This window comes from Anoxybacteroides tepidamans (assembly GCF_014201465.1).
Lineage (GTDB): Bacteria > Bacillota > Bacilli > Bacillales > Anoxybacillaceae > Anoxybacteroides > Anoxybacteroides tepidamans.
This window is the reverse complement of record NZ_JACHEP010000002.1, coordinates 405,288-427,332: the sequence shown is the minus strand read 5'-3', so window position 1 is coordinate 427,332 and position 22,045 is coordinate 405,288. Positions and strand designations below refer to the sequence as shown.

The 22,045-nt window shown below is 42.6% G+C and carries 19 protein-coding genes and 1 riboswitch; of the genes, 14 read left to right on the top strand and 5 right to left on the bottom strand.

All coding sequences use genetic code 11. From position 1 onward, the window contains the following. Positions 1 to 998, bottom strand: a 998-nt coding sequence (locus tag HNQ34_RS05075) for a DDE-type integrase/transposase/recombinase (protein WP_221277285.1), incomplete at its 3' end; no start/stop codon positions are given. A 167-nt stretch (positions 999 to 1,165) separates the two neighbouring features. Between HNQ34_RS05075 and nadA the strand changes: the two genes are divergently transcribed. The 10 genes from nadA to HNQ34_RS05025 all read left to right on the top strand — a co-directional run bounded on the left by nadA (position 1,166) and on the right by HNQ34_RS05025 (position 11,999). After that, positions 1,166 to 2,269: a quinolinate synthase NadA gene (nadA, locus tag HNQ34_RS05070; RefSeq protein WP_183252186.1), complete on the top strand. Its 1,104-nt coding sequence runs from the start codon at positions 1,166 to 1,168 to the stop codon at positions 2,267 to 2,269. Between the two features lie 147 nt (positions 2,270 to 2,416). Then, entirely contained in the window at positions 2,417 to 3,724 is a 1,308-nt protein-coding gene (safA, locus tag HNQ34_RS05065) for a SafA/ExsA family spore coat assembly protein (protein WP_183252184.1), read from the top strand. Further along, the gene (locus HNQ34_RS05060) at positions 3,696 to 4,640 is read left to right on the top strand and encodes a phosphotransferase (RefSeq protein ID WP_183252182.1); all 945 of its coding nucleotides are present in this window, start codon (positions 3,696 to 3,698) and stop codon (positions 4,638 to 4,640) included. Before safA ends, HNQ34_RS05060 begins: the two co-directional genes overlap by 29 nt. 41 nt (positions 4,641 to 4,681) lie before the next feature. After that, positions 4,682 to 5,422: an NAD(+) synthase gene (nadE, locus tag HNQ34_RS05055; RefSeq protein ID WP_183252248.1), complete on the top strand. Its 741-nt coding sequence runs from the start codon at positions 4,682 to 4,684 to the stop codon at positions 5,420 to 5,422. Positions 5,423 to 5,520: 98 nt separating this feature from the next. Then, positions 5,521 to 6,237, top strand: a complete 717-nt coding sequence (locus HNQ34_RS05050) for a YhcN/YlaJ family sporulation lipoprotein (protein ID WP_409978352.1) — start codon at positions 5,521 to 5,523, stop codon at positions 6,235 to 6,237. A gap of 370 nt (positions 6,238 to 6,607) precedes the next feature. Next, a complete protein-coding gene (gene bluB / locus HNQ34_RS05045) occupies positions 6,608 to 7,300 on the top strand; it encodes a 5,6-dimethylbenzimidazole synthase (protein ID WP_183252179.1) in 693 nt (230 codons plus the stop codon). A gap of 180 nt (positions 7,301 to 7,480) precedes the next feature. Continuing rightward, positions 7,481 to 8,650 (top strand): M20 peptidase aminoacylase family protein, encoded by a 1,170-nt coding sequence (locus tag HNQ34_RS05040; RefSeq protein WP_183252177.1) that lies wholly within the window; start codon positions 7,481 to 7,483, stop codon positions 8,648 to 8,650. Then, entirely contained in the window at positions 8,625 to 9,476 is an 852-nt protein-coding gene (locus HNQ34_RS05035) for a GNAT family N-acetyltransferase (protein ID WP_183252175.1), read from the top strand. Before HNQ34_RS05040 ends, HNQ34_RS05035 begins: the two co-directional genes overlap by 26 nt. Next, entirely contained in the window at positions 9,473 to 10,582 is a 1,110-nt protein-coding gene (gene menC, locus HNQ34_RS05030; protein WP_183252173.1) for an o-succinylbenzoate synthase, read from the top strand. The genes HNQ34_RS05035 and menC overlap by 4 nt, the downstream gene beginning before the upstream one ends. A 196-nt stretch (positions 10,583 to 10,778) precedes the next feature. After that, positions 10,779 to 10,865: riboswitch (cyclic di-GMP riboswitch) on the top strand. Positions 10,866 to 10,895: 30 nt separating this feature from the next. After that, a complete protein-coding gene (locus HNQ34_RS05025; protein WP_183252171.1) occupies positions 10,896 to 11,999 on the top strand; it encodes a hypothetical protein in 1,104 nt (367 codons plus the stop codon). Positions 12,000 to 12,041: 42 nt separating this feature from the next. Here the strand turns inward: HNQ34_RS05025 and HNQ34_RS05020 are convergent, their stop codons facing one another. Further along, positions 12,042 to 13,583, bottom strand: a complete 1,542-nt coding sequence (locus tag HNQ34_RS05020) for a solute symporter family protein (RefSeq protein WP_183252168.1) — start codon at positions 13,581 to 13,583, stop codon at positions 12,042 to 12,044. Beyond that, positions 13,583 to 13,927 carry a DUF485 domain-containing protein gene (locus HNQ34_RS05015; protein WP_183252166.1) on the bottom strand — a complete coding sequence of 115 codons (345 nt, stop codon included), beginning with the start codon at positions 13,925 to 13,927 and terminating at the stop codon, positions 13,583 to 13,585. The genes HNQ34_RS05020 and HNQ34_RS05015 overlap by 1 nt, the downstream gene beginning before the upstream one ends. A gap of 388 nt (positions 13,928 to 14,315) precedes the next feature. Between HNQ34_RS05015 and HNQ34_RS05010 the strand changes: the two genes are divergently transcribed. After that, positions 14,316 to 15,731, top strand: coding sequence for an amino acid permease (locus tag HNQ34_RS05010; RefSeq protein ID WP_183252164.1), 1,416 nt, complete (start codon positions 14,316 to 14,318; stop codon positions 15,729 to 15,731). An 83-nt stretch (positions 15,732 to 15,814) separates the two neighbouring features. Next, positions 15,815 to 16,321 (top strand): ferritin, encoded by a 507-nt coding sequence (locus HNQ34_RS05005; protein ID WP_183252162.1) that lies wholly within the window; start codon positions 15,815 to 15,817, stop codon positions 16,319 to 16,321. Positions 16,322 to 16,366: 45 nt separating this feature from the next. Here the strand turns inward: HNQ34_RS05005 and HNQ34_RS05000 are convergent, their stop codons facing one another. Both HNQ34_RS05000 and HNQ34_RS04995 read right to left on the bottom strand, forming a co-directional pair. Beyond that, entirely contained in the window at positions 16,367 to 16,573 is a 207-nt protein-coding gene (locus HNQ34_RS05000; protein ID WP_221277282.1) for an alpha/beta-type small acid-soluble spore protein, read from the bottom strand. 108 nt (positions 16,574 to 16,681) lie between these two features. Further along, a complete protein-coding gene (locus HNQ34_RS04995; protein WP_183252158.1) occupies positions 16,682 to 18,403 on the bottom strand; it encodes a methyl-accepting chemotaxis protein in 1,722 nt (573 codons plus the stop codon). 362 nt (positions 18,404 to 18,765) lie between these two features. On the opposite strand from HNQ34_RS04995, the gene HNQ34_RS04990 reads away from it, so the two are divergent. Together HNQ34_RS04990 and HNQ34_RS04985 are read left to right on the top strand one after the other, a co-directional pair. Next, entirely contained in the window at positions 18,766 to 19,782 is a 1,017-nt protein-coding gene (locus HNQ34_RS04990; RefSeq protein WP_183252156.1) for a LacI family DNA-binding transcriptional regulator, read from the top strand. A 127-nt stretch (positions 19,783 to 19,909) separates the two neighbouring features. Next, positions 19,910 to 22,009, top strand: coding sequence for an amylo-alpha-1,6-glucosidase (locus HNQ34_RS04985; protein WP_183252154.1), 2,100 nt, complete (start codon positions 19,910 to 19,912; stop codon positions 22,007 to 22,009). The last annotated feature ends 36 nt before the right edge of the window (positions 22,010 to 22,045 follow it).

Sequence of the window (22,045 nt, the reverse complement as noted above, 5' to 3'; positions counted from 1 at the left end):
CGAATCGCAGACAGCGTATCTCGATTGGGCGAAACGCGATAAGACAATACGATCTTTTTCACGGCATCCAACATAAAGAACAAGTAATGCCAACGTCCTTTGACGCGAATGTACGTCTCGTCCCCACAAAAGGAGCCAGACAGCTCGTAAGGAAAGTGATCGATGAAAGGCTTGACAATCAGCGCGACACTGTTGGCATAGTTAATGATGGTCTGATGGGAAATCGACACCCCATGCACGTCCTTCATGACGCCCGCTGTTTTTCGGGAAGACATCCCGTAGTTGACGTGATACGTCAAAATCAGCCCAAGGATGTGAGAAGACACCGACAGACGGGACAAATCCACCTTTGGCTTTTTCGGAGAGGACGGTGCCAATGGACGAAAGTCAAACAGAAATTCGCGGTAAAGGTACCGAACTTTAAAGGCATGGGGTTTCTGTTTGAACCGTTTCCGTTCACTTTTGTTCATGCGCCGAAGGTTCGTTTGGTAAAACGAACAATCATCGTTTTTGCATTTGTAGATGTAGTAATCCTTGCGTTCTTTGATTTTCTCCAGTGTCTTTAAGCAGTGCGGACAACGCATGATGACTTGCTTGGCAAACCGGCTTCGGTGATTGAATCGACCATTGCACACTTTGCACTGATACTGTCCCTTTCCGCCATTGTTGGCATACAAATAGGCAGAGGGTGCTTGGCATTGCGGACAGGTTAATCGGTCTGGAACGGTGGTTTTGGCGTTGGCGCGTCGTTGAATCGGCTTTAACGGTCGCCCATGCTTTTGTTCGTACTCGGCAAGAAGTTGGCGGTAGTCCAGACGCGGAAGCGTTTCGATGACCGGTAGCTCATCGACTTGAAGTTTCTGATACGGCTTACGCACGGGTTCTTCGTCATCCACGTCGGTGAGGGACTTCCCGAGAAGAACACCCATCAAATAAATAATAATTTGATATTGGGTCTTGATTATTTCAAACAAATACGCTAATAATTGAGGTAACAAGCTTGTCACTCCTTTGTTTGGGTGGTTGTGTGTGTCGTTACCTCAATCATACCGCAAACAACAGGGGTGGCAAGCTTTTTTTATCATTCATTGCGTAAAATCAACAAAAAATCGGGGTACGTCTTTAAAACTTTTGACAGTACCGGATGGAAATAGGGGGAGACATGATGAACGTATTGGAAATGATGCGAAAACAAGACAATATGCCGGAAGTGTACAAAACGATGAGCGTCGAAGAAATGGAAACGCGCGTGCGGGAAATTAAAGAAAAATTAGGGGGCCGGTTGTTTATTCCAGGTCATCATTACCAAAAAGATGAAGTCATTCAGTTTGCCGATGCGACAGGAGATTCGTTGCAGCTTGCGCAAGTGGCAGCGAAAAATAAACAAGCCGAATACATCGTTTTTTGCGGCGTTCATTTTATGGCGGAAACGGCGGATATTTTAACAGCGGACGATCAAAAAGTCATTTTACCGGATATGCGTGCCGGCTGTTCGATGGCCGATATGGCGGATTTAGCACAAGTCGAGCGGGCGTGGCCGATCTTGCAGGAAATGTTCGGCGATACGATTTTACCGTTAACATACGTCAACTCTACCGCGGCCATTAAAGCGTTTGTCGGCCGAAACGGCGGAGCGACGGTGACATCTTCGAACGCGGAAAAAATGGTCGCATGGGCGTTTACGGAAAAAGAGCGAATCTTTTTCCTGCCGGATCAGCATTTAGGAAGGAATACCGCTTATAAACTCGGCGTTGCGCTTGATGAAATGGCGGTGTGGGATCCGCTGACCGATTCGCTCGAATATGAAGGCGACATTAATCGGGTGAAAGTCATTCTTTGGAAAGGGCATTGCTCGGTTCATGAAAATTTTACCGTTAAGCATATCGAACATATTCGCAAAACGAAACCGGATATGAACATTATCGTTCATCCGGAATGCAGCTGGGAAGTCGTGCAAAAATCTGACTATGCCGGCTCGACGAAATATATTATTGAAACAATTCGCAACGCGCCAGCAGGAAGCAAATGGGCGATCGGAACGGAAATGAACTTAGTCAACCGCCTGATCCAGCAACATCCTGATAAAGAAATTGTTTCGCTCAATCCTTATATGTGTCCTTGTTTAACGATGAACCGGATCGACTTGCCTCATTTTCTCTGGGCGTTAGAATCGTTAGAGCAAGGAAAAGTCATCAATCAAATTACCGTTCCGGCTTCCATAGCGAAAGAGGCGGTGCAGGCATTAGAGAGAATGCTTGTGCTTGCTTGAAACGAAAAAGAAGGGGTCCACTTAGGATGCCCTTTTATTTTTTTATCATAAATTTGCGGTTCGTTTCATAAGTTATGTTGAAGGATGATGGCGACAATCAATGAATAGGATATAATTCCAACCGTGTGGGTGTAGGAGGGGAACGGAGTGAAAATCCATATTGTCCAAAAAGGCGATACGCTTTGGAAAATTGCGCAAAAATACGGGATTGATTTTGAGCAATTGAAAAAAATGAACGGTCATCTCAGCGATCCGGATTTAATTATGCCGGGAATGAAAATTAAAATTCCGACAGCGGGTGTTCCGGTAAAAAAAGAAATTCAAAAGAAAGAAACCATTATCCATATGCATCCGAAGAAAGAAGAACCAATTTATGAACATCCATACGCAGAAGCGAAGCCGTTTGTTTCCTTTAACATAGAAACGGAAATCGCGCCGAATGTGAACGTAAATCCGCCGGCGAAAGAAGCGCCGAAAGCGCCGGTGACAGAGCCGGCGAAAGAAGCACCGAAAGCGCCGGTGACAGAGCCGGCGAAAGAAGCACCGAAAGCGCCAGTGGCAGAAGCGCCAAAAAAACCACCGAAGGCGCCGGTTGTAGAAGCGCCAAAAGAAGTGCCGAAAACACCAACATATGAAACAAAGCAAGAAAAACCGGTAGAAAACACCGAGCATGCTGCTCCATTGACACATATCATCCCGCCTGTTTCACCGCAGCCCAATCCTAATTTTGTCAAGCCAATTACAGGTATGCCGCCGCTTCCGCCGAAACCGGTCAATATTTTACCAAACATGATGAAGCCGGATGTGGATGATACAGAAAGTCCAGAAAAAGCCGCTCATGATGATTTGCCACCGGAATTGCCAACCGTTCCATATGTTCCAATGCTGCCGCAATCGCAACAATCGGGATATGCTCTGCCGACACAACCGAATATAGCCGCATTGCCGCAAGAGCAGCCGTGTGTTCCTGTCACACCAGTCATGCCTGGATATGGGTTTTATTATCCACCGGTTCCGATGCTGCCGGTCGGTTACCCAACTTCGCCGCCAATGTCGTTTCATGTAGAAAGCAGTTCGCATCTGTTTCCGGGAATTCACGAAAGCAGCAGCGAATCGCATGAATGGATGCCGCCGCTTCCGCCGACATCACAGCCAACTGGTGAACAAGCGATGACTGCCGCGCTGCCAACAGCGGGAGGATATGCACCGCCACTGATGCCAAGCTACGGATGGCAGCTGCCAGCATATCCGCAACCATATGCGCCAACAGCTCCTGCCTATTATTCGCCGACGTATCCGACAACCCAGCAAACGGGAGCTTCGGTTTACCCATTTCCACAAATACCGGTGCAACCAGCACACTATCCGACTGTACAACCTTCCGCTTTTTCACCAAATCAGCAGCCATTTTTCATGATGCCGGAATATGGAGAAAGCAGTGACGGCGATGAATAAACAAACAAGAGACGATATACAATATCGTCTCTTTCCTCTTCTTGAAGCGGAATATGGAGTGTGTGTGAAACATATGACAATCATTAAGCCTCATGTATGGATCATTGATAGCGATCGGGGGAATTGGATATTGAAAAAATATCCTTCTTTTTTTGAAGCTTCTCGGCAACAAATGTTCATCCGTTTATTAAAAAAAGCACAGTTTCAAGCTGCGCCTTCTATTGAAGGAATGGTTTTATTTCAAAGCGCGTATTGGACGTTGCAAACATATATTCCATCTAGCCGGACATTCACATTTGCCGATGAAGAAGACCGGAACGCTGGGATTCTCTTGCTTAAGGAGTATCATTCATGTTCTCCGCAATTGTTGCATCATCCGTTTCTTACAACAATGATTCCGCGTTATCCGCTTTATGAAAAATGGAAGCAGCGTTATCAGCTTTTTCTTTATTATTTGCCAGCGATGAAACGAATTATGGTAAACGAGGAACTTTCATTTATGTTGCAGTGCGCCCAATATTTTTTTGAGCAATTTCCGAAATTTTTTCATTCGTTTACGTTGGAAGAAAACGCGGTTATTCACGGCGATGTCGCATCGCATAATTTTTTGCGGACCGAGCAAGGGACCACATATTTAATCGATTATGATTTAATCGCTGTTGCGCCGCCCAGCATCGATTATTTGCAGTACGCTAACCGCATCTTGCCGCATGTTCAATGGTCGCTCGCTTATTTAGAGAGATGGGCGGCGTTTCAATCGCTGTTAGCTAAGCCTTGGTTTTTAGTGGCGCTCCTGTTTCCTGCCGATTTCATGCGTGAATGCCGGTTTCTTGTGCGAAGGAACAAACCTTTTTCGCTCCCTGATTTCGAACGTCGCAAACAGTTTGTGCAAAAAATCATCGATGTGATAAGATAACGTATATATCACTTTTCGTGAAAGGGAGTCGGGTGTGGATGATGAAACAAAAAATTGAAAAATTGATTGAATGGCTTCGTGAACAAGTGCACAATGCTGGGTTGAATGGAGCGATCGTCGGAATTAGCGGCGGTATTGACTCTGCTGTTGTCACTCATTTAATTAAACGGGCGTTTCCTGACAACTCACTGGGGCTTATTATGCCTTGCAAAAGCAATCCGAAAGATAAAGAAGATGCGTTAAAAGTAGTGGCAAGTTGCGGAATAAAACATTTTGTGATTGATTTAACGGAAACGCATCAAACGTTGTTTAGCGAAATTGAAAAACAACTGAAAGAAAAAGGGGAGTGGAACGAAGAAGCAGCGCGGCTTGGCGATGCGAACACAAGGGCGCGTTTGCGCATGACAACGCTGTATGCGGTGGCCAACAATTACGGTTATATCGTAGTCGGAACGGACAATGCGGCAGAATGGCATACAGGATATTTCACAAAATATGGGGATGGCGGTGTGGATTTAGTTCCGCTTGTTCATTTTACAAAAGGAGAAGTGCGGGAAATGGCGCGTATTCTCGGTGTTCCAGAAGAAATTATTACAAAAGCGCCGAGCGCAGGACTTTGGGAAGGCCAAACAGATGAAAGCGAAATGGGGACAACATATGAAATGATCGACAAATATTTAAAAGGAGAAGAAATTCCGGAAAAAGACCGGCAAATTATTGAAAGATTGCATAGCCGTTCCCATCATAAACGCCAATTGGCAATTGCACCGCCAAAATTTTAATGTTGCCGCGAACTGACAGTGATAAAACCCTCGCTTATTTGCCAAGCTAAAAATGGGCTGGCACGTTTGGCCCGAAGGCAAATAAGGGGGGTTTTCCGTTGAGAAAAACGATCGCAGCATTAGGCGTCGTTTGTTGTATGAGCGGTCTTGCGGCATGTGCCAATTACGCGGAAGATCGAACGACTCGCTATCGCGATGAAACGCGCCCCATTGGCTATTATTCAACCGATCAAAAAGTCGATCAATATATGTATGGCCGTTATGGAACGAATCGCGAAAATTATGGGAATGCGTATATGATGGACAACCAAAACGGTCCGTTTGCGGATTTTTTTGGTGTCGATATGATCCGAAGGGATCGTTTTGATATGGTAGCCCCGACGCTTCCACTTGGAGCCGATTTTGGAGCAGCGGACAAAAATTATCATGGACATTTAAATCCGATGAACGCGAGAACGCATCCGTCTTATTATGATCACTACGACGGACGTTTAGCAGAGACGGTCGCCAAGCGGGCGGCTAATGTGAAGCAAGTCGACGATGCCCGTGCCCTTGTTTATAACGATCACGTGTTAGTAGCGATTGCGACGAAAGCGGCAAATACAGATCGTATCGAACAACGAGTGGCACAAGCGATTACGCCGTACACAAAAGGGAAGCATGTGCGCGTCGTTTCTAATCCGAGCATGTATAACCGCGTTCGCGTCATTGATAACAATATTCGTTATGGCCGCCCTTTTGAAGAAATCGAACGTGATTTAAAAACGATTTTTTATAATGATCAAATCATTGAACGTCCGGCGAATATGCGATAGGAGATGTCTTTTTGTGGACATCTCCTTTTTCTGTGAATTTATATAAATACAACTGGGAGGTTAAACTTATGGCTGACGAAAAAGCAGGCCCCCTATTTTTTCGACTGTCGGAGGCAAGTCTGTGACTTGTCTTCGTCACGCCTTCGCGTGACAGAGGACCGACCAACCAATCGTTTCACAGACAAATGTATTTGTCTGGAAGCGGTGTTGTTCGGTCACCCGACAGTCGAAGCATACCGATTACTCCATAAAAGCCGAAAACGTTAAAGTTCCAAATTGCATTTATATAGAAACATGAAGGGCTTTATGTTTTTCATTAACTTATTTAAAATGTATATATATTCTGGTGTACTCTCAGGAGGTGGAAACTGTGAATCGTCTTTCAAAGGAAGAAAAAATGGGGGTATATAAAGCAATTTATAATCGCCGAGATATTAGAACGTTTTTAAAAAATCCTATCCCTATAGAAAAACTCAAAAACATATTGCTAGCAGCTCATCACGCACCTTCCGTTGGATTTATGCAGCCTTGGAATTTTATTTTAATAACGGAAGATCACATAAAGGAGCAATTAGCGCAAATTGTAGAAAAGGAGCGGCGTGCGTTAGCCATTCATTATGAAGGTACAGATCGGGATTTGAAATTTCTTGAATTAAAAATAGCGGGCATTACTGAAGCCCCTTTAACGATCTGTGTAACGTGCGATCCGTTCCGGGGTGGTGATCATGTATTAGGGAGAAATTCAATTCCTGAAACAGATATTATGTCCGTTAGCTGTGCAATTCAAAACATGTGGTTAGCGGCATATGCAGAAGGTTTAGCAATGGGATGGGTGAGCTTTTATAAAAAAGCGGATGTTCGAAGAATTCTTCAAATTCCGTATCATATTGATCCGGTTGCACTAATTTCCATCGGTTATACCGAAAATTATCCAGAAAGACCGCTACTTGAAATAAAAAACTGGGAAACACGCAAAGAATTGCAAAAATTAGTATTTGATAATACATGGGGAAAAGAAACGGATTTGTTATTCAACAAAGATGAAACAAATGTAACTGTATAAAAGCCTTGATGTCACAACAAAAATGGTGTATCAAACTGTTTGTGAGTTTGTGCGCCATTTTATGTATCCATTCAATTTTGGCGCTTCAAAAGGTTTTTGTACTACTTGAAACATTTTTTTTGAATATTATAATATATTCAACAATAGTTGCATGTCAGCATTAACGGGGAGAGAGAAAATGTGAAAAAGGCGTTGGAGAGCATACAAGAAGAATTATGGGAAGTGTTTGACCATCTTCACCAACATCCCGAAATCAGCTGGGAAGAATTCAAAACAACCGAATTTTTAAAACAGCAATTAATTCAGGAAGGATATCGGGTTCAGACGTTTTCCGATTGCACCGGTGTTGTCGGTGAAATCGGAAGCGGTTCTTTTACAGTTGCCTTGCGTGCCGATATGGATGCGCTTTGGCAAGAAGTGAACGAAAAATGGCAAGCGAACCATGCGTGCGGCCATGATGCCCACATGACGATGGCACTAGGGGTCGTGAAATTGTTCAACCGCATTGGTTATCGCCCGCCGGGAAAATTAAAAATTTTATTTCAACCGGCGGAAGAAACGGGAACAGGTGCATTGAAAATGATCGAAAAAGGAGTCGTCGATGACGTTGATTTTTTATATGGTGTGCATTTGCGACCGATTCAAGAATTAAGAAGCGGCTATGCTTCCCCGGCGATTTTACACGGAGCGGCGCAAATAATCGAAGGAGAAATTAAAGGAGTGGCGGCACATGCTGCTAGACCGCATCTCGGCGTCAACGCCATTGAAGTCGGAAGCGCGCTTGTGCAAGAATTAGGAAAAATTCATGTCGATCCGCAAGTGCCGGCATCGATTAAAATGACGCGGTTTCATGCGGGGGCGAAAAGCGCTAACATCATTCCAGAACACGCAACATTTACCCTTGATTTGCGGGCGCAAACGAATGAAATTATGGAGCAATTAGTTGAACATTTACAAAATGTCGTAAAAGGAGTTTCTGTGATTTACGGAGCGGAAATTGTTTTGCATCAAGGTGTTCGCATCGTGGCGGCTCAAGTACATCCGGAAGCGCAGCGTATTATGAAACAAGCGATTATGGAAACGATTGGTGCAGAAAAATGTGCCCCACCTGTTGTGACATCAGGAGGAGAAGATTTTCATTTTTATTCGGTCATGAAGCCGTCATTGAAAACGACGATGCTTGGTCTCGGCTGCGATTTAATGCCGGGATTGCATCATCCGCAGATGACGTTTCGCCGTGAAGATTTACTGATTGGCATTGAAATATTGGCAAGAACGGTGATGGAAACATTTCACTATGCACAGCCGCAAGGGGAGAAAAACGTTGGACATTTTGCTACGAAAAATTGATACGATTGAAGAACTACAGAAAATGGCTCAGTTAGAACAACATGTATGGAAAGCAAACCCTACGCCGATTCATCAAACGTTAACGGTAGCGAAAAACGGCGGAATCGTCATCGGCGCATATGTCGCGGAGCGAATGGTCGGATTTGTCTATAGCTTTCCGGGATACAAAAACGGCGAAGTGTATTTGTGCTCTCATATGCTCGGAATTGATGAAGCGTTTCGCAATCGTGGGATCGGGTATATGTTAAAAAAGGCACAAGCAGAGGAAGCAATGAAGGCGGGGTACCGAAATATTCGCTGGACGTACGATCCGCTTGAGAGCCGCAACGGCTATTTAAACATCGTCAAACTCGGAGCCGTTTGTTCGGAGTATATTGAAAATTGTTATGGAGAAATGAACGATGCGCTCAATAAGCGATTGCCGTCTGACCGGTTTTATGTCGAATGGCACATTGGCAGCGCTTATTTAGAGGAGCGGCATCGGATGTTTTCACAAATTCATCGATCACCGGAAGCGGAAGTGCTTGATTGGAAAGAGAGGACAAACGGTGAACCGGAGGCCGTTTTCCCAGCAAAAGAGTGGGAATCTTTTTATGATCAACCGTTTTTGTTCGTCCCTATCCCGCTTCACTTTCAGCACTTAAAAGAGAAAGATCATGAGTTAGCATTAGATTGGCGCTACAAAACGCGCGAAGTATTTACTCGGTTGTTTCAAGCAGGCTGGGCAGTTGCTCATGTGCTGCGAAACGAAAACGAGCCTGTTCTATACTACGTTTTAATCAAGCGGGATAAGCCGCCATTGTATGAAGGGAGAAGCGGTCAATGAAAATCAAACAAGTTATTTTACGGCATTTACAGATGGAATTAAAATCTCCGTTTGCTACAAGTTTTGGAGCGTTTACGACAAAAGAATTTATTTTAGTGGAAGTGATCGATGAAGATGGCGTGTCAGGTTGGGGCGAATCGGTGGCGTTTCATTCTCCATGGTACAACGAAGAAACGGTCAAAACGAACTGGCATATGTTAGAAGATTTTTTATTACCGCTTGTATTTCAAACGCCGATCAAACATCCTGACGAGTTGCGCCAACGTTTTTCAACGATTCGAAAAAACAATATGGCGAAATCAGCGATTGAAGGGGCAGTGTGGGATCTTTTTGCGAAGAAACAGAACATATCGTTAAGTAAAGCGCTCGGTGGAACAAAGAAAGAAATCGAAGTTGGGATTAGCATCGGCATTCAAAAAAGCGTGGATGATTTATTGCGCGTTGTGGAGCGATATGTAAGCGAAGGATATCGGCGGATCAAACTGAAAATTAAACCAGGTTGGGACGTTGATGTCGTTCGTGAAGTTCACCGCCGTTTTCCGAATGTTCCGTTAATGGCTGATGCCAACTCCGCTTATTCACTGCAAGACATCGACCGTTTGAAAGCGCTTGATGAATTTCAGCTTATGATGATCGAACAACCGCTCGCCGCTGATGATATCGTTGATCATGCAGCATTGCAGTCACAACTAAGCACGCCGATTTGCTTAGATGAAAGCATTCATTCGTATGAAGATGCAAGAAAGGCGATCAAGCTCGGAAGCTGCCGAGTGATCAATATAAAAATTGGGCGTGTCGGCGGGTTGACAGAGGCGAAACGCATTCACGACTTATGTCAAGAACATAACATTCCCGTTTGGTGCGGCGGCATGCTGGAATCAGGGGTAGGAAGAGCTCACAATATCGCCATCACAACGTTGGAAAACTTCGTCATGCCAGGCGATACAGCGGCTTCTTCGTATTATTGGGAGAAAGATATTATTCAGCCGGAAGTCGTTGTTCACCATGGCATGATTACTGTACTAGATAAACCAGGAATTGGTTATGAAGTTGACCGCCGCCAAGTAGATGTATATACTGTTACAGAGAAAACGTATCGTCCGTGAGTAGACGAACAGTGCTTGTCACTGTTCGTCGCGCTTTTTTGTTTCCAACTCCAATGAAAACGGGAACTGACAAATATTTCACAAAAATGATAGGAATCTAGCATCATGATTACATAAATCATTTTACCTATAGACAAACTGCAAAGAGTTTGAGAAAGTGAAGATAAGTCGTTGTTTTATTTTTTACTGAATATTGCAACGATAAAGGCAAAGCTATGGAAACGTAGCGACGCAAAGCTACAGGGGCTAAAGTGAAGTTTCACTATGCCAGCCAGCTTCCGAAATCAATATTTAGTAAAGGGGAGAGTGCACTATGAAACAGCTAAAAAAGTTTTTAGCGGGCGCAATTGCTTTTTCGCTTATTTTCTTCCAAGGATTTCAGCTTGCAGAAGCGAAAGGAAAAGCGGAAAAAGGAAAAAAACAAAGAGTTGTTGATAAAAACAAAGATAATATTGATGATGCGTGGGAACTAAAGTTTAAACTTGGATTAGGGAAAGATGTTGCAAAAAAAGACAACGACAAAGACGGATTAAGTAATATTGTTGAGTATCAACTAAACTTAAACCCGATTCAAAAAGATACGGACCACGATAAAATTAACGACAGTGATGAAGATAGCGATAAAGATGGTTTAACGAATTTACAAGAACTGAAGGCAAAACTCAATCCGGCATTAAGCGATACAGATAAAGATGGAAAATCTGATGCATATGAAGATAATGATGCTGACGGATTAACAACCAAACAGGAATTTATTGTACAGACGAATCCAATCGTAAATGATACAGATAAGGATCGTATCAAAGATGGACAAGAGGATAAAGACAACGATTCATTAACAAATCAGCAGGAATTCAAAATTAAGTTAAACCCAAATGTTAGTGATACGGATAAAGATGGTACATTAGATGGAGATGAAGACTTAGATGACGACGGATTGTCGAATGTGGTTGAATTTGAAGCAAAAGAGAATCCGCTAGATCGAGACAGCGACGACGATGGGTTTGAAGACGGAAAAGAAGACTGGAACAAAAATGGAATCATTGATACAAATGAAGTAAAAAAATTAAAAATCGAATTAGTGACGCTAGAAGATAAGAAAATCAAAGTCGAATACAAAATTCAACGTAATAAATCTAAAGGTAAAATCATCGATGAATCAGGGAGTTTTCGGGGCACTAGCGTAGACGACTTTCTTAAAACGATCACATTTTCACAAAATATGAATATGGAAGACATTGCTAATGAAGTAAAACAAACGTTTAATGTAGAAAATTACGCTAGTTTAGAGATTGAACTAGTATTTTTCAGCGGTAAAAAAATAAAATTTGAAGACAACAAAGAGAAAAATGAAGATGATGGAAATATGTCAGATGGTGAGAACGAAGAAAATGATGGTGAACACGAAGAAAATTAAAAAAGGCTGAACTCGGAATATTTCCGAATTCAGCCTTTTTTTTTAATTTGCTAATTCTTTAATTCCTGTATTCGCTTTCACGAGAATTTCATCAAATTTCTTTTCATCTGCCTTTTTCGAAGATAGAAGCGTTCCAATGACGGCCGCAATAAAACCTAACGGAATGGACACGATTCCTGGGTTAGCGAGTTTGAAAATCGGTTCGCCAACGAGAATGGCAACACCAGGTTGCGGTGCCCAAACGTTCGGGCTAAGCGCCACAAGCAATAACGAACTGAATAACCCGACAAGCATGCCGACAATCGCCCCAGTTGTATTAAAGCGCTTCCAAAAGATCGTTAGTAAAATGATTGGCAAATTCGCGCTCGCTGCAACCGCAAAAGCTAGTGCAACAAGGAACGCAACGTTCATTTTTTGCGCGAACAATGCTAATAGGATGGATAAAACCGCGACGCCGATCGATGCCCAGCGTGCTGCCAGCATTTGTTCTCTTTCTGTTGCTTGGCCATGGCGAATAATATGGCTGTAAAAATCATGGGCAAATGCGGATGCTGCAGATAGTACAAGCCCGGCTACAACCGCTAAAATCGTGGCGAAAGCAACAGCAGAAACGAAAGCGAATAAGAACTCGCCGCCTAACGCTTCGGCTAATAACGGAGCCGCCATATTTCCGGCCGGGTTTGCTGCAACAATTTTATCATAGCCAACGAACGATGCAGCACCGAAGCCTAAGAAAATCGTCATAACGTAGAACAAACCGATGATCCATGTAGCGTATACAACCGATTTTCGAGCAGTTGGTGCGTCTTTTACTGTGAAAAAGCGAATAAGAATGTGCGGAAGTCCTGCTGTACCTAAGATGAGAGCTAAGTTGAGCGAAATAGTGTCAAGTGGGTTTTTGAATTTGTTTCCAGGATTTAAAAATGCTTCGCCTAATGGAGTCGCTGTTTTAACTTCATTGAACATTTTGACAAGATTGAAGTCAAACTTTGCAAATACCATAATGGAAATAATGAACGTCCCTGCCATAAGTAAAACCGCTTTGACAATTTGCACCCAGCTCGTTGCGGTCATACCGCCAAATACAACGTAAATCGTCATCAACGTGCCGACGATTAAAACAGAATAGACATAATCAATGCCTAATAAAAGTTTAATAAGTCCGCCTGCACCGACAAGCTGTGCAATCATATAAAAGATAGAAATGGAAATCGTATTTAACGCCGCGACGCCGCGAACTTTTTTATCATCGAATCTTGCGGCGATCATATCTGCCATCGTGTATTTTCCTAAGTTGCGAAGAGGCTCCGCTACAATGTAAAGGACGACGAGATAAGCAACAAGGAAACCGATGCTGTAGAAAAATCCGTCAAATCCGGCTAAAGCAATCATTCCAGCAATCCCTAAAAATGAGGCAGCTGACATGTAATCTCCAGCGATTGCTAATCCGTTTTGCCAGCCGGTTAGCGTGCTGTCCGCTGTGTAAAACTCGCTTGTTGTTTTTGTTCGCTTCGAAGCAAAATACGTGATGACGAGGGTCAGGGCGACGATGATTAAAAACAAGGAAAACGCTAAACCGTTCATTATACGTTGCCTCCTTCTTTTACTTCCTGCCTGATTTTTTCTACCATTTCATCAAAACGTGCGGCGCGTTTTGAGTAGATCGTGCAAAGCGTCCACGTCATAATAAATTGGGCAAAAGCGAACACCCAAGCCCAGCTGATCGAACCAATCGCAGGAGTATTTAATACTTTTGAATATGATGTTAAAATCGGCAAGGCGAAGTAAAACGCTAAAAAGAACAACGAAAACGGTAAAATAAATCCACGTTTTTCACGCATTAACTGTTGAAAAGAAGATGATTGAACAATTTGACTGTAATCGATAGAAACTCGCTGTTGTTGAGAAGAAAAATCTTTAATAGCCACACTTAACCCCTCCTCTGTAATTTTTTATTTCAGTTAGGAAAAAATACGTCTCAAACGGTCCCCCTTTCTTATAATTGTTCATAAATTTGCCACAAATTCATTATACGTTTATCAGAAAACTTTGTAAATTACGAATTTAAAAAAAATCATCATTTTGGAAGATTGTTTATTAGAAAAATGAATACAAATATTTCAAGATAATAATAATTTAAATATAATTGTTAAAAAATAAATAAAATCATAATATTTTTAAAATTCTTTCTTTAAGTAGAAAAGCAATTGTGCTTTTTCTTTATTTTTCAACTTTACAAAAATTATTGAATCGTATACAATCTTACACGTATACTTCGGCAAAATTCTACAAAAAACGACAAGGGGAGACAACAAGATGAATTTATTTAGGAAGAAACCTATTGACGTCCTTCTGAAAGAAGCAGGGGGGAAAGGATCATCGTTAAAGAAGGAACTAGGCGCGTTTGATTTAACGATGCTTGGAATCGGAGCCATCATCGGTACAGGGATTTTCGTACTGACTGGGGTTGCTGCTGCTGAACATGCAGGTCCTGCGCTTGTTCTTTCCTTTATTCTTTCAGGTCTTGCATGCGTATTTGCCGCACTTTGCTATGCAGAGTTCGCTTCGACCGTGCCGGTATCTGGAAGCGCTTATACGTATAGTTATGCGGCTTTCGGTGAATTAATTGCTTGGATTTTAGGATGGGACTTAATTCTAGAATACGGAGTCGCCGCCTCAGCTGTAGCAGCGGGATGGTCAGGTTATTTCCAAGGTTTGTTAGCAGGATTTGGTTTTGAGCTTCCGAAAGCGTTAACAAGTGCTTACGATCCGGCAAAAGGAACATTGATTGACGTGCCAGCTATTTTTATTGTTCTTTTAATTACATTCTTATTGACGCGTGGTGTAAAAAAATCTGCTCGCTTTAATTCGATTATGGTTATTATTAAAGTAACAGTTGTGATATTGTTCCTTGCTGTAGGGGTTTGGTATGTAAAACCAGATAACTGGACTCCATTTATGCCGTTTGGATTCTCAGGGGTAGCGACTGGGGCAGCGACGGTATTTTTTGCTTATATCGGCTTTGATGCCGTTTCTACCGCAGCTGAAGAAGTAAGAAATCCACAGCGAAGTATGCCGATTGGCATTATTGCTTCTTTATTAATTTGTACCGCATTATATATTGCTGTATCGCTCGTATTAACAGGTATTGTTCCTTATGATCAGTTGAATGTGAAAAATCCTGTGGCGTTTGCGTTAAACTACATCGATCAAGATTGGGTAGCCGGCTTTATTTCATTAGGAGCGATTGCAGGTATTACAACGGTATTGCTTGTTATGATGTATGGACAAACGCGTTTATTTTATGCGATTAGCCGCGATGGCCTATTGCCAAAAGTATTTTCAAACGTTAGCCCAGTCAGACAAGTTCCATTTGTGAATACATGGCTAACAGGTGTGTTAGTAGCTTTCTTTGCCGGAATTGTCCCTTTAAACAAACTAGCAGAACTAACCAATATCGGAACGCTATTTGCATTCATTACGGTGTCGATTGGAATCATGATTTTACGCAAAACGCAACCGAATTTAAAACGTGCGTTTAAAACTCCGCTCGTCCCGCTAGTTCCATTATTGGCTGTTGTTTTTTGCGGATATTTAGTTCTTCAGTTACCAGCGATGACGTGGATTGGATTCGTCTCATGGCTATTGATTGGTCTCGTCATTTACTTTGTGTATGGTCGCAAACATAGCACATTAAACGGTCAAGTTCATGCAAATGAAAAAGTAAGTTAATGAAGGAAAAGGTCTTTGCTGATTGCGGTAAAGGCCTTTTTTGATATAATAGGCATGCGGATTAACAAACTGAGGTGATTAAGATGATAAGCGAAAAATTATTACAAGGATTAAACGAGCAAATGAATTTTGAATTTTTTTCCGCACATGCGTATATGGCAATGGCCGCGTATTGTTCAGCGGAAAGTCTAGATGGATTCGCAAATTTCTTTTTAGTGCAAGCGGAAGAAGAACGTTTTCATGCGATGAAGTTTTACAATTTTATTAATGCGTTAGGGGAGCGGGCGATCATTACCGGGTTTGATTCCCCGAACAATGACTTTACGTCTGTATTGGACTGTTTTGAAAAAGCGCTCGTTCAAGAAAAAGAAGTGACGAAGCGGATTTACCAGTTATCGGATATTGCGTGGGACGAGCGGGAACATGCAACGATCAACTTTTTAAAATGGTTTATTGATGAGCAAGTCGAAGAAGAAGCGATGTTTGATAGCATTATTCAAAAATTGCGGCGCATTCAAAATGATAATAACGCTCTCTTTATGCTTGATAGCGAGTTTGCGAAACGAACATTTACACCGGAACAACAATGAATCGAAAAGAGGCTGTTCCAAAATGGGACAGCCTCTTGAGCCATGTTATTCAGTTGTTTGCAGCGATCCGGCAAGCTGGCTTTGTGCTTGTGCAATCAACCGTTTTGTAATTTCGCCGCCGACGGAACCGTTTGCACGGGAGGGCGTATCGGAACCTAACTGCACGCCAAATTCTTGCGCGATTTCGTATTTTATTTGATCAAGGGCTTGTTCAATTCCCGGTACGAGCAACTTGTTGCTGTTTCTTGCCATATTATTCTCCTCCTGTTTCATAAATGGCCTTGCAATGTTAGTATGTGGCGAGGAGGGAGATTTATAATGGCAATTACAGAGGAAGTGGCAAGTTTTTGGCAATTGAGTTTAAAGCGAAAAACGAGCAATCGCTTGTTTTAAGCTATTGGCTGTATTAGATAGTTCGTGCGAAGAGGCTAGCAGCTCTTGCATAGTGGCGTTTTGCTCTTCTGTTGCAGACGCTACTTGCTCGATGTTTTTTGCCGTCATTTTCGAAACGTGAATAATTTCTTCGGCGGAACGTGTCATCATCTCCATTTTTTCATTCGTTTCTAAAATAGCTTGGCGAACGATTTCGCTTTGTGTTTTGACACCCCATATCGAATCGTACACATGGCTGAAAATAGTTTCTAGCTGCGAAATAATTTGTCCCCCGTGTTTTACAGCATCATTGCTTTCACTCATCGCTTGAACGGCACGGTTTGTCTCGTTGTGTGAAATATGAAGAAGATCGCGAATGTTTCCGGCTGCAATCGCTGTTTGTTCGGCCAGTTTCCGCACTTCTGAAGCGACGACGCCAAATCCTTTTCCATGTTCTCCTGCACGCGCTGCCTCAATCGCGGCGTTTAATGCAAGCAAATTCGTTTGTTCAGAAATAGCGGTAATAAGACTAACGATTTGTTGAATTTCATTTGATTTTTCGTTCAATGTTTGAATGATTTCCGATAAATGGCTTACTTTTTCGTCGATAAGCGCCATTTGGTGAGTCGTTTCTTTAACAAATTGTGAACCTTGCTGCACTTTTTCGGTCGCTTCATCGGTTAGTTGAACTGTTTTTTCTATGCGATCTGTCACATTTGTCAATTTTGCCGAGATCAGCTCGACGGCATTATTCGTTCGTTCCGATGCAACGACTTGCTCGTCCGCGCCTGCCGCTACTTGTAAAAAGGCTTGTGTAATTTGTTCGTTTGTTTCGGTTGTCGTTTCAGCATTCATTTTTAACGTCTGTGACATTTCATTGACGCATTCGGCTGATTGTTGAATTTGTTTGATCGATTGTTGCAAGTGATCAGCCAGTTCGTTCATCGCGGCCATAATTTCGCCGATTTCATCCGTCCGTGTCACGTTCATTCGCTGTACTCGCAAGTTTCCGCTGGCGAGCTGCTTACATATGCCAACTGCTTCATGGAATGATTTGCTGATTCTTCTGCTTACGATCGTTAGAGAAACAGCTGACAGCACAATAGCAACGATAACTGTGGCAACCATTAACGTCATGTTTTGCTTTATTTTGCTGTTCATTTTGTTGACAAGATAGTTGCGTTCATTCACGATGATGTTTCTTAATTGTTCAAGCTTTTCAATACTCATATCACGGATAACTGCCGCTTTATTTTGAAATCTAATGACCTCAAAAATATCAATTTGTTCCCCGCGGTTGCGATATTCCAAAACGGCAGGTTGAATGGTTTTATAAAGCAACTCGTTCAGCTGTTCATCGATTAAAATGACAGCGTTATAAATATTTTTTGCTTCCTCTGTTTTTATATGAGGTTTTAGCTTTTGAGTGGTTTCTTTAAACAACTTCGTCTGCCCTTCATATTGTTGCAATGTTTCTGGACGAGGATTCGTCATGTAATCGGTAATAATAATATATTTTTGTTTGAATAGCGCTGCAATTTCTGTGATTAAAATCGATTGATCGCTTTTTTCTTCGACTTGTTTCACGACGTTTGTCATATTGTTGACAAGCAAAGCGACAAAAATGAAAACGCTAACAAAAAGTAGTGTTGAAAAGCTGAAAACGATACCATATTTCTTGCCAATTGTCATGACTTTTTTTCGTTTCATCCAAAACCCTCCTCCGCTTTTAGGTAAATTATAGCACTAGTATCGGAAAGTGGCGAGAGCTGTCTTTAAAAAATTGGGGGAAGTTTGGATAAGATTAAAATGAGATAGGTGTGTCGATGAACCAAAAATCTATATATACAACCGGAATTTTTAACTTATAACGAAATTAAGAAGCAGAAATCGTTCGATAAAAAGCAAAAACGTTAAAATGCTGTGTTGCATGTATAATAAAAATATATGGATAATCAACACTTATTATAGAAGATGTAAAATTTTCTATAATTTTTTTGTTGCAATCGGTTGCAAATTGTTTTAAAATTCAAATCAAAAAGGGATCCGAAACGTTTTGGAGGAAAAAAGTAGTGACGACGATTAAAGATATTGCTAAAGCTGCTGGTGTTTCAATTACGACCGTTTCCCGCGCTTTGAACGGTTACTCGGACGTAAACGAAAAGACGAGGCAGAAAATTATCGAGATTGCCAAACAGTTAAATTATAGCCCGAATACGTTAGCGCGCGGTCTTGTGATGAACAAATCCAAAACGATCGGCTTACTTGTTTCGGGATTGACGCGAGAAAGTACGAAAGATAACTTTACATTTGAAGTGCTTGCGGGCGTGAATCAATATGTCAGTGAAGTGGATTATGATATGGTGCTATTTAGCACAACTTCAACGAAACAGCGGGAGAAAACGTACACACAGCTATGTCGTGAACGTCGTGTAGATGGCGCCATTTTGCAAGGGATTCGCGTCGATGACCCGTATTTGCAAGAAGTAGTCGAAAGCAACATCCCGTGTGTATTGATCGATATTCCGATCGAGTCGGAGACAGTCGGATATGTGACGACGGACAACGTGCTAGGCGCGAAAAAAGCGGTACAACATCTCATTTCGCTCGGCCACCGGCATATTGCGATGATCAACGGGTATGAGTTTGCGTTCGTCAGCGAACAACGGTTGAAAGGATTTCAAGAGGCGTTATTTGAAGCAGGCTTGCCTTTTCATGAGCATTTGGTGGCCAATGGCGCGTTTAAAGAAGAACGGGCTGAGCAAGAAGCAGTAAGGCTGTTGACGCAGCACCCAGAAATTACCGCGTTTTTTTGCGCGAGCGACTTAATGGCGCTCGGAGTGATGAAAGCAGCGAAAACGTTAGGAAAGCGAATCCCAGAAGAAATAGCGATCATCGGCTATGACGACATTATTTTAGCCTCGTACACCACTCCGCCGTTATCTACCATTGCTCAAAATAAGTTCGCGATGGGGTACGAAGCGGCTAAATTATTGATCGAAATGTTGGAAGGAAAAGCACAATCCCATATCAAAATTCTTGAAACAGAACTTAAAATACGCGAATCGACGGTTAAAAACCACGGATAGTGGTTTTTGCTAACCGCTGGGATTCAAAACGTTTTGGAACTATTTTTTTTAAACAAAATCCGAAACGTTTTGGATTTTTATATCATCGTCATCCGAAACGTTTCGGAATACACAGGAGGCATCCTTGATGGAGTATCGAGTCATTAAAGAAAACGATCTATTTTTTCTGACAGATGAAAAAGGAAATATTCCTAAAAATCATCCGTACGGGCTTGGACTATATACGAAAGATACCCGTTTTTTAAGCAAGTTACATTTGCGCATTAATGGGCAAGAGCCTGTCCTATTATCTTCCGATGCGGGAGAAAATTATGTGGCAACGATCTTATTAACAAACCCTCATATGGAAAAAGACGGGGAAATCTTATTATGGCGCGAATCGGTTGAAATCGAAAGAAAGCGTTTTATATACGAAGGTGTGCTTTATGAAAGAATCAACCTAAAAAATTACTATCCAAAGCCGGTGCAATTCGAGCTGAGTATACAGGTGGATGTTGATTTTGCTGATATGTTTATCGTCCGTGGCTTTCAAACAGGGAAAGTTGGCAAACGTACGGGTCAAACGATTGGCAATCGCTCGCTCACTTTTCATTACGAAGGAGCCGATCAACTGAAGCGCGCGACAACAATCACATGGGATCGGCAAGAGAAAGCGGTCGAGGAACATGGAGAAATTGTTTTTGATTTTACGTTGAACCATGCCGAGGAGCAAACCGTTACATTGATCATTCAACCGCAAATCGGCGATGAAGCACGGAGAAATATCGTTTCTTCGATAGAGGCACTAGACCGTTTGAAAGCGTCTTACCGTCAATGGGAGAGCAACATTACGAAAATGACGACCGATTATGAGCCGCTTGCCCGTTTAGTCAGCCGCGGGATTGGCGATTTGCGAGTATTGTTAACCGATTTAGGATACGGTCCATTTCCGGTTGCTGGTTTACCGTGGTTTGGGGTGCCGTTTGGTCGAGATAGTTTAATTGCTGCGCTGCAAATGCTTCCTTTTCATCCGGCGATTGCAAAAGGGACGCTCCTTACAATGGCAAAATATCAAGGAAAACACCTTGACCCTTGGCGCGACGAACAACCTGGAAAAGTGATGCACGAAATACGTTTTGGTGAATTAGCAACTACAAATCAAATCCCATTTACGCCATATTACGGGACGATTGATGCGACCCCGTTGTTCCTTGTCCTGTTGACAGAGTATGTGAAATGGACTGGCGATTTCGAACTCGTTCGTCAACTAAAGGACAACATTGATGCCGCATTCATGTGGATTGATCAGTATGGGGATCGCGATGGCGATTTGTTTGTTGAATATCACCAACAATCAGCGAAGGGGATTGCCAATCAAGGATGGAAAGATTCCGGCGATTCGATTATCCATCGCAACGGTGAATATGCGAAATCACCAATTGCGCTCGTTGAAGTGCAAGGTTATGTGTATCAAGCGAAAATGGGACTAGCGGATATTTTTGAACAGCTAAACGAATCGGAACGCGCGGCGCAGCTTCGTCAACAGGCAAAAGCGCTAAAAGCAAAATTTGATGAGCATTTTTGGATGGAAGACGTACAGTTTTATGCGATTGCATTAGACGGAAATAAACGGCAAGTTGGGACGATCACGTCTAATCCAGGGCATGTGCTGTTTGCAGAGATGCTTGATTCGGAACGGGTCGAGGCCACGATTCGTACGCTGTTGTCGCCAAAAATGTTTTCAGGCTATGGGATTCGTACAATGGGAGAAGGGGAAGCAGGATACAATCCAATGAGCTACCATGATGGCAGCGTCTGGCCTCATGATAATAGCATCATTTTGCTTGGATTAAGCAAATTAGGAAAGCGTGCGGAAGCAAACACGATCATAAGGGGGCTTATTGAAGCGGCTGCCCATTTTGAATACGACCGTCTGCCGGAATTATTTTGTGGATACAGCAAACAATTCGGCAAGCCTGTGAAGTACCCAGTCGCTTGTTCACCGCAAGCGTGGGCGGCAGGAACCCCTCTCGTTTTTATTCAAGCACTGCTTGGATTGTTCCCGAATAGCCTAAAAAAAGAAATTCGCTTGTCGCCAACATTGCTTGAGCCGATGAATGTCTTAAAAGTCGAGAATATCGCGATCGGCAACGGCCGATTATCGGTTACCGTTACACGTCAAAATGGCGAAACAAACGTTCATATTGATCAAAACACAACAGGGTATGAGGTTACGATCGTTTCTTAACAAGGAAGATTTTTTCTTCCTTGTTATATATAAATT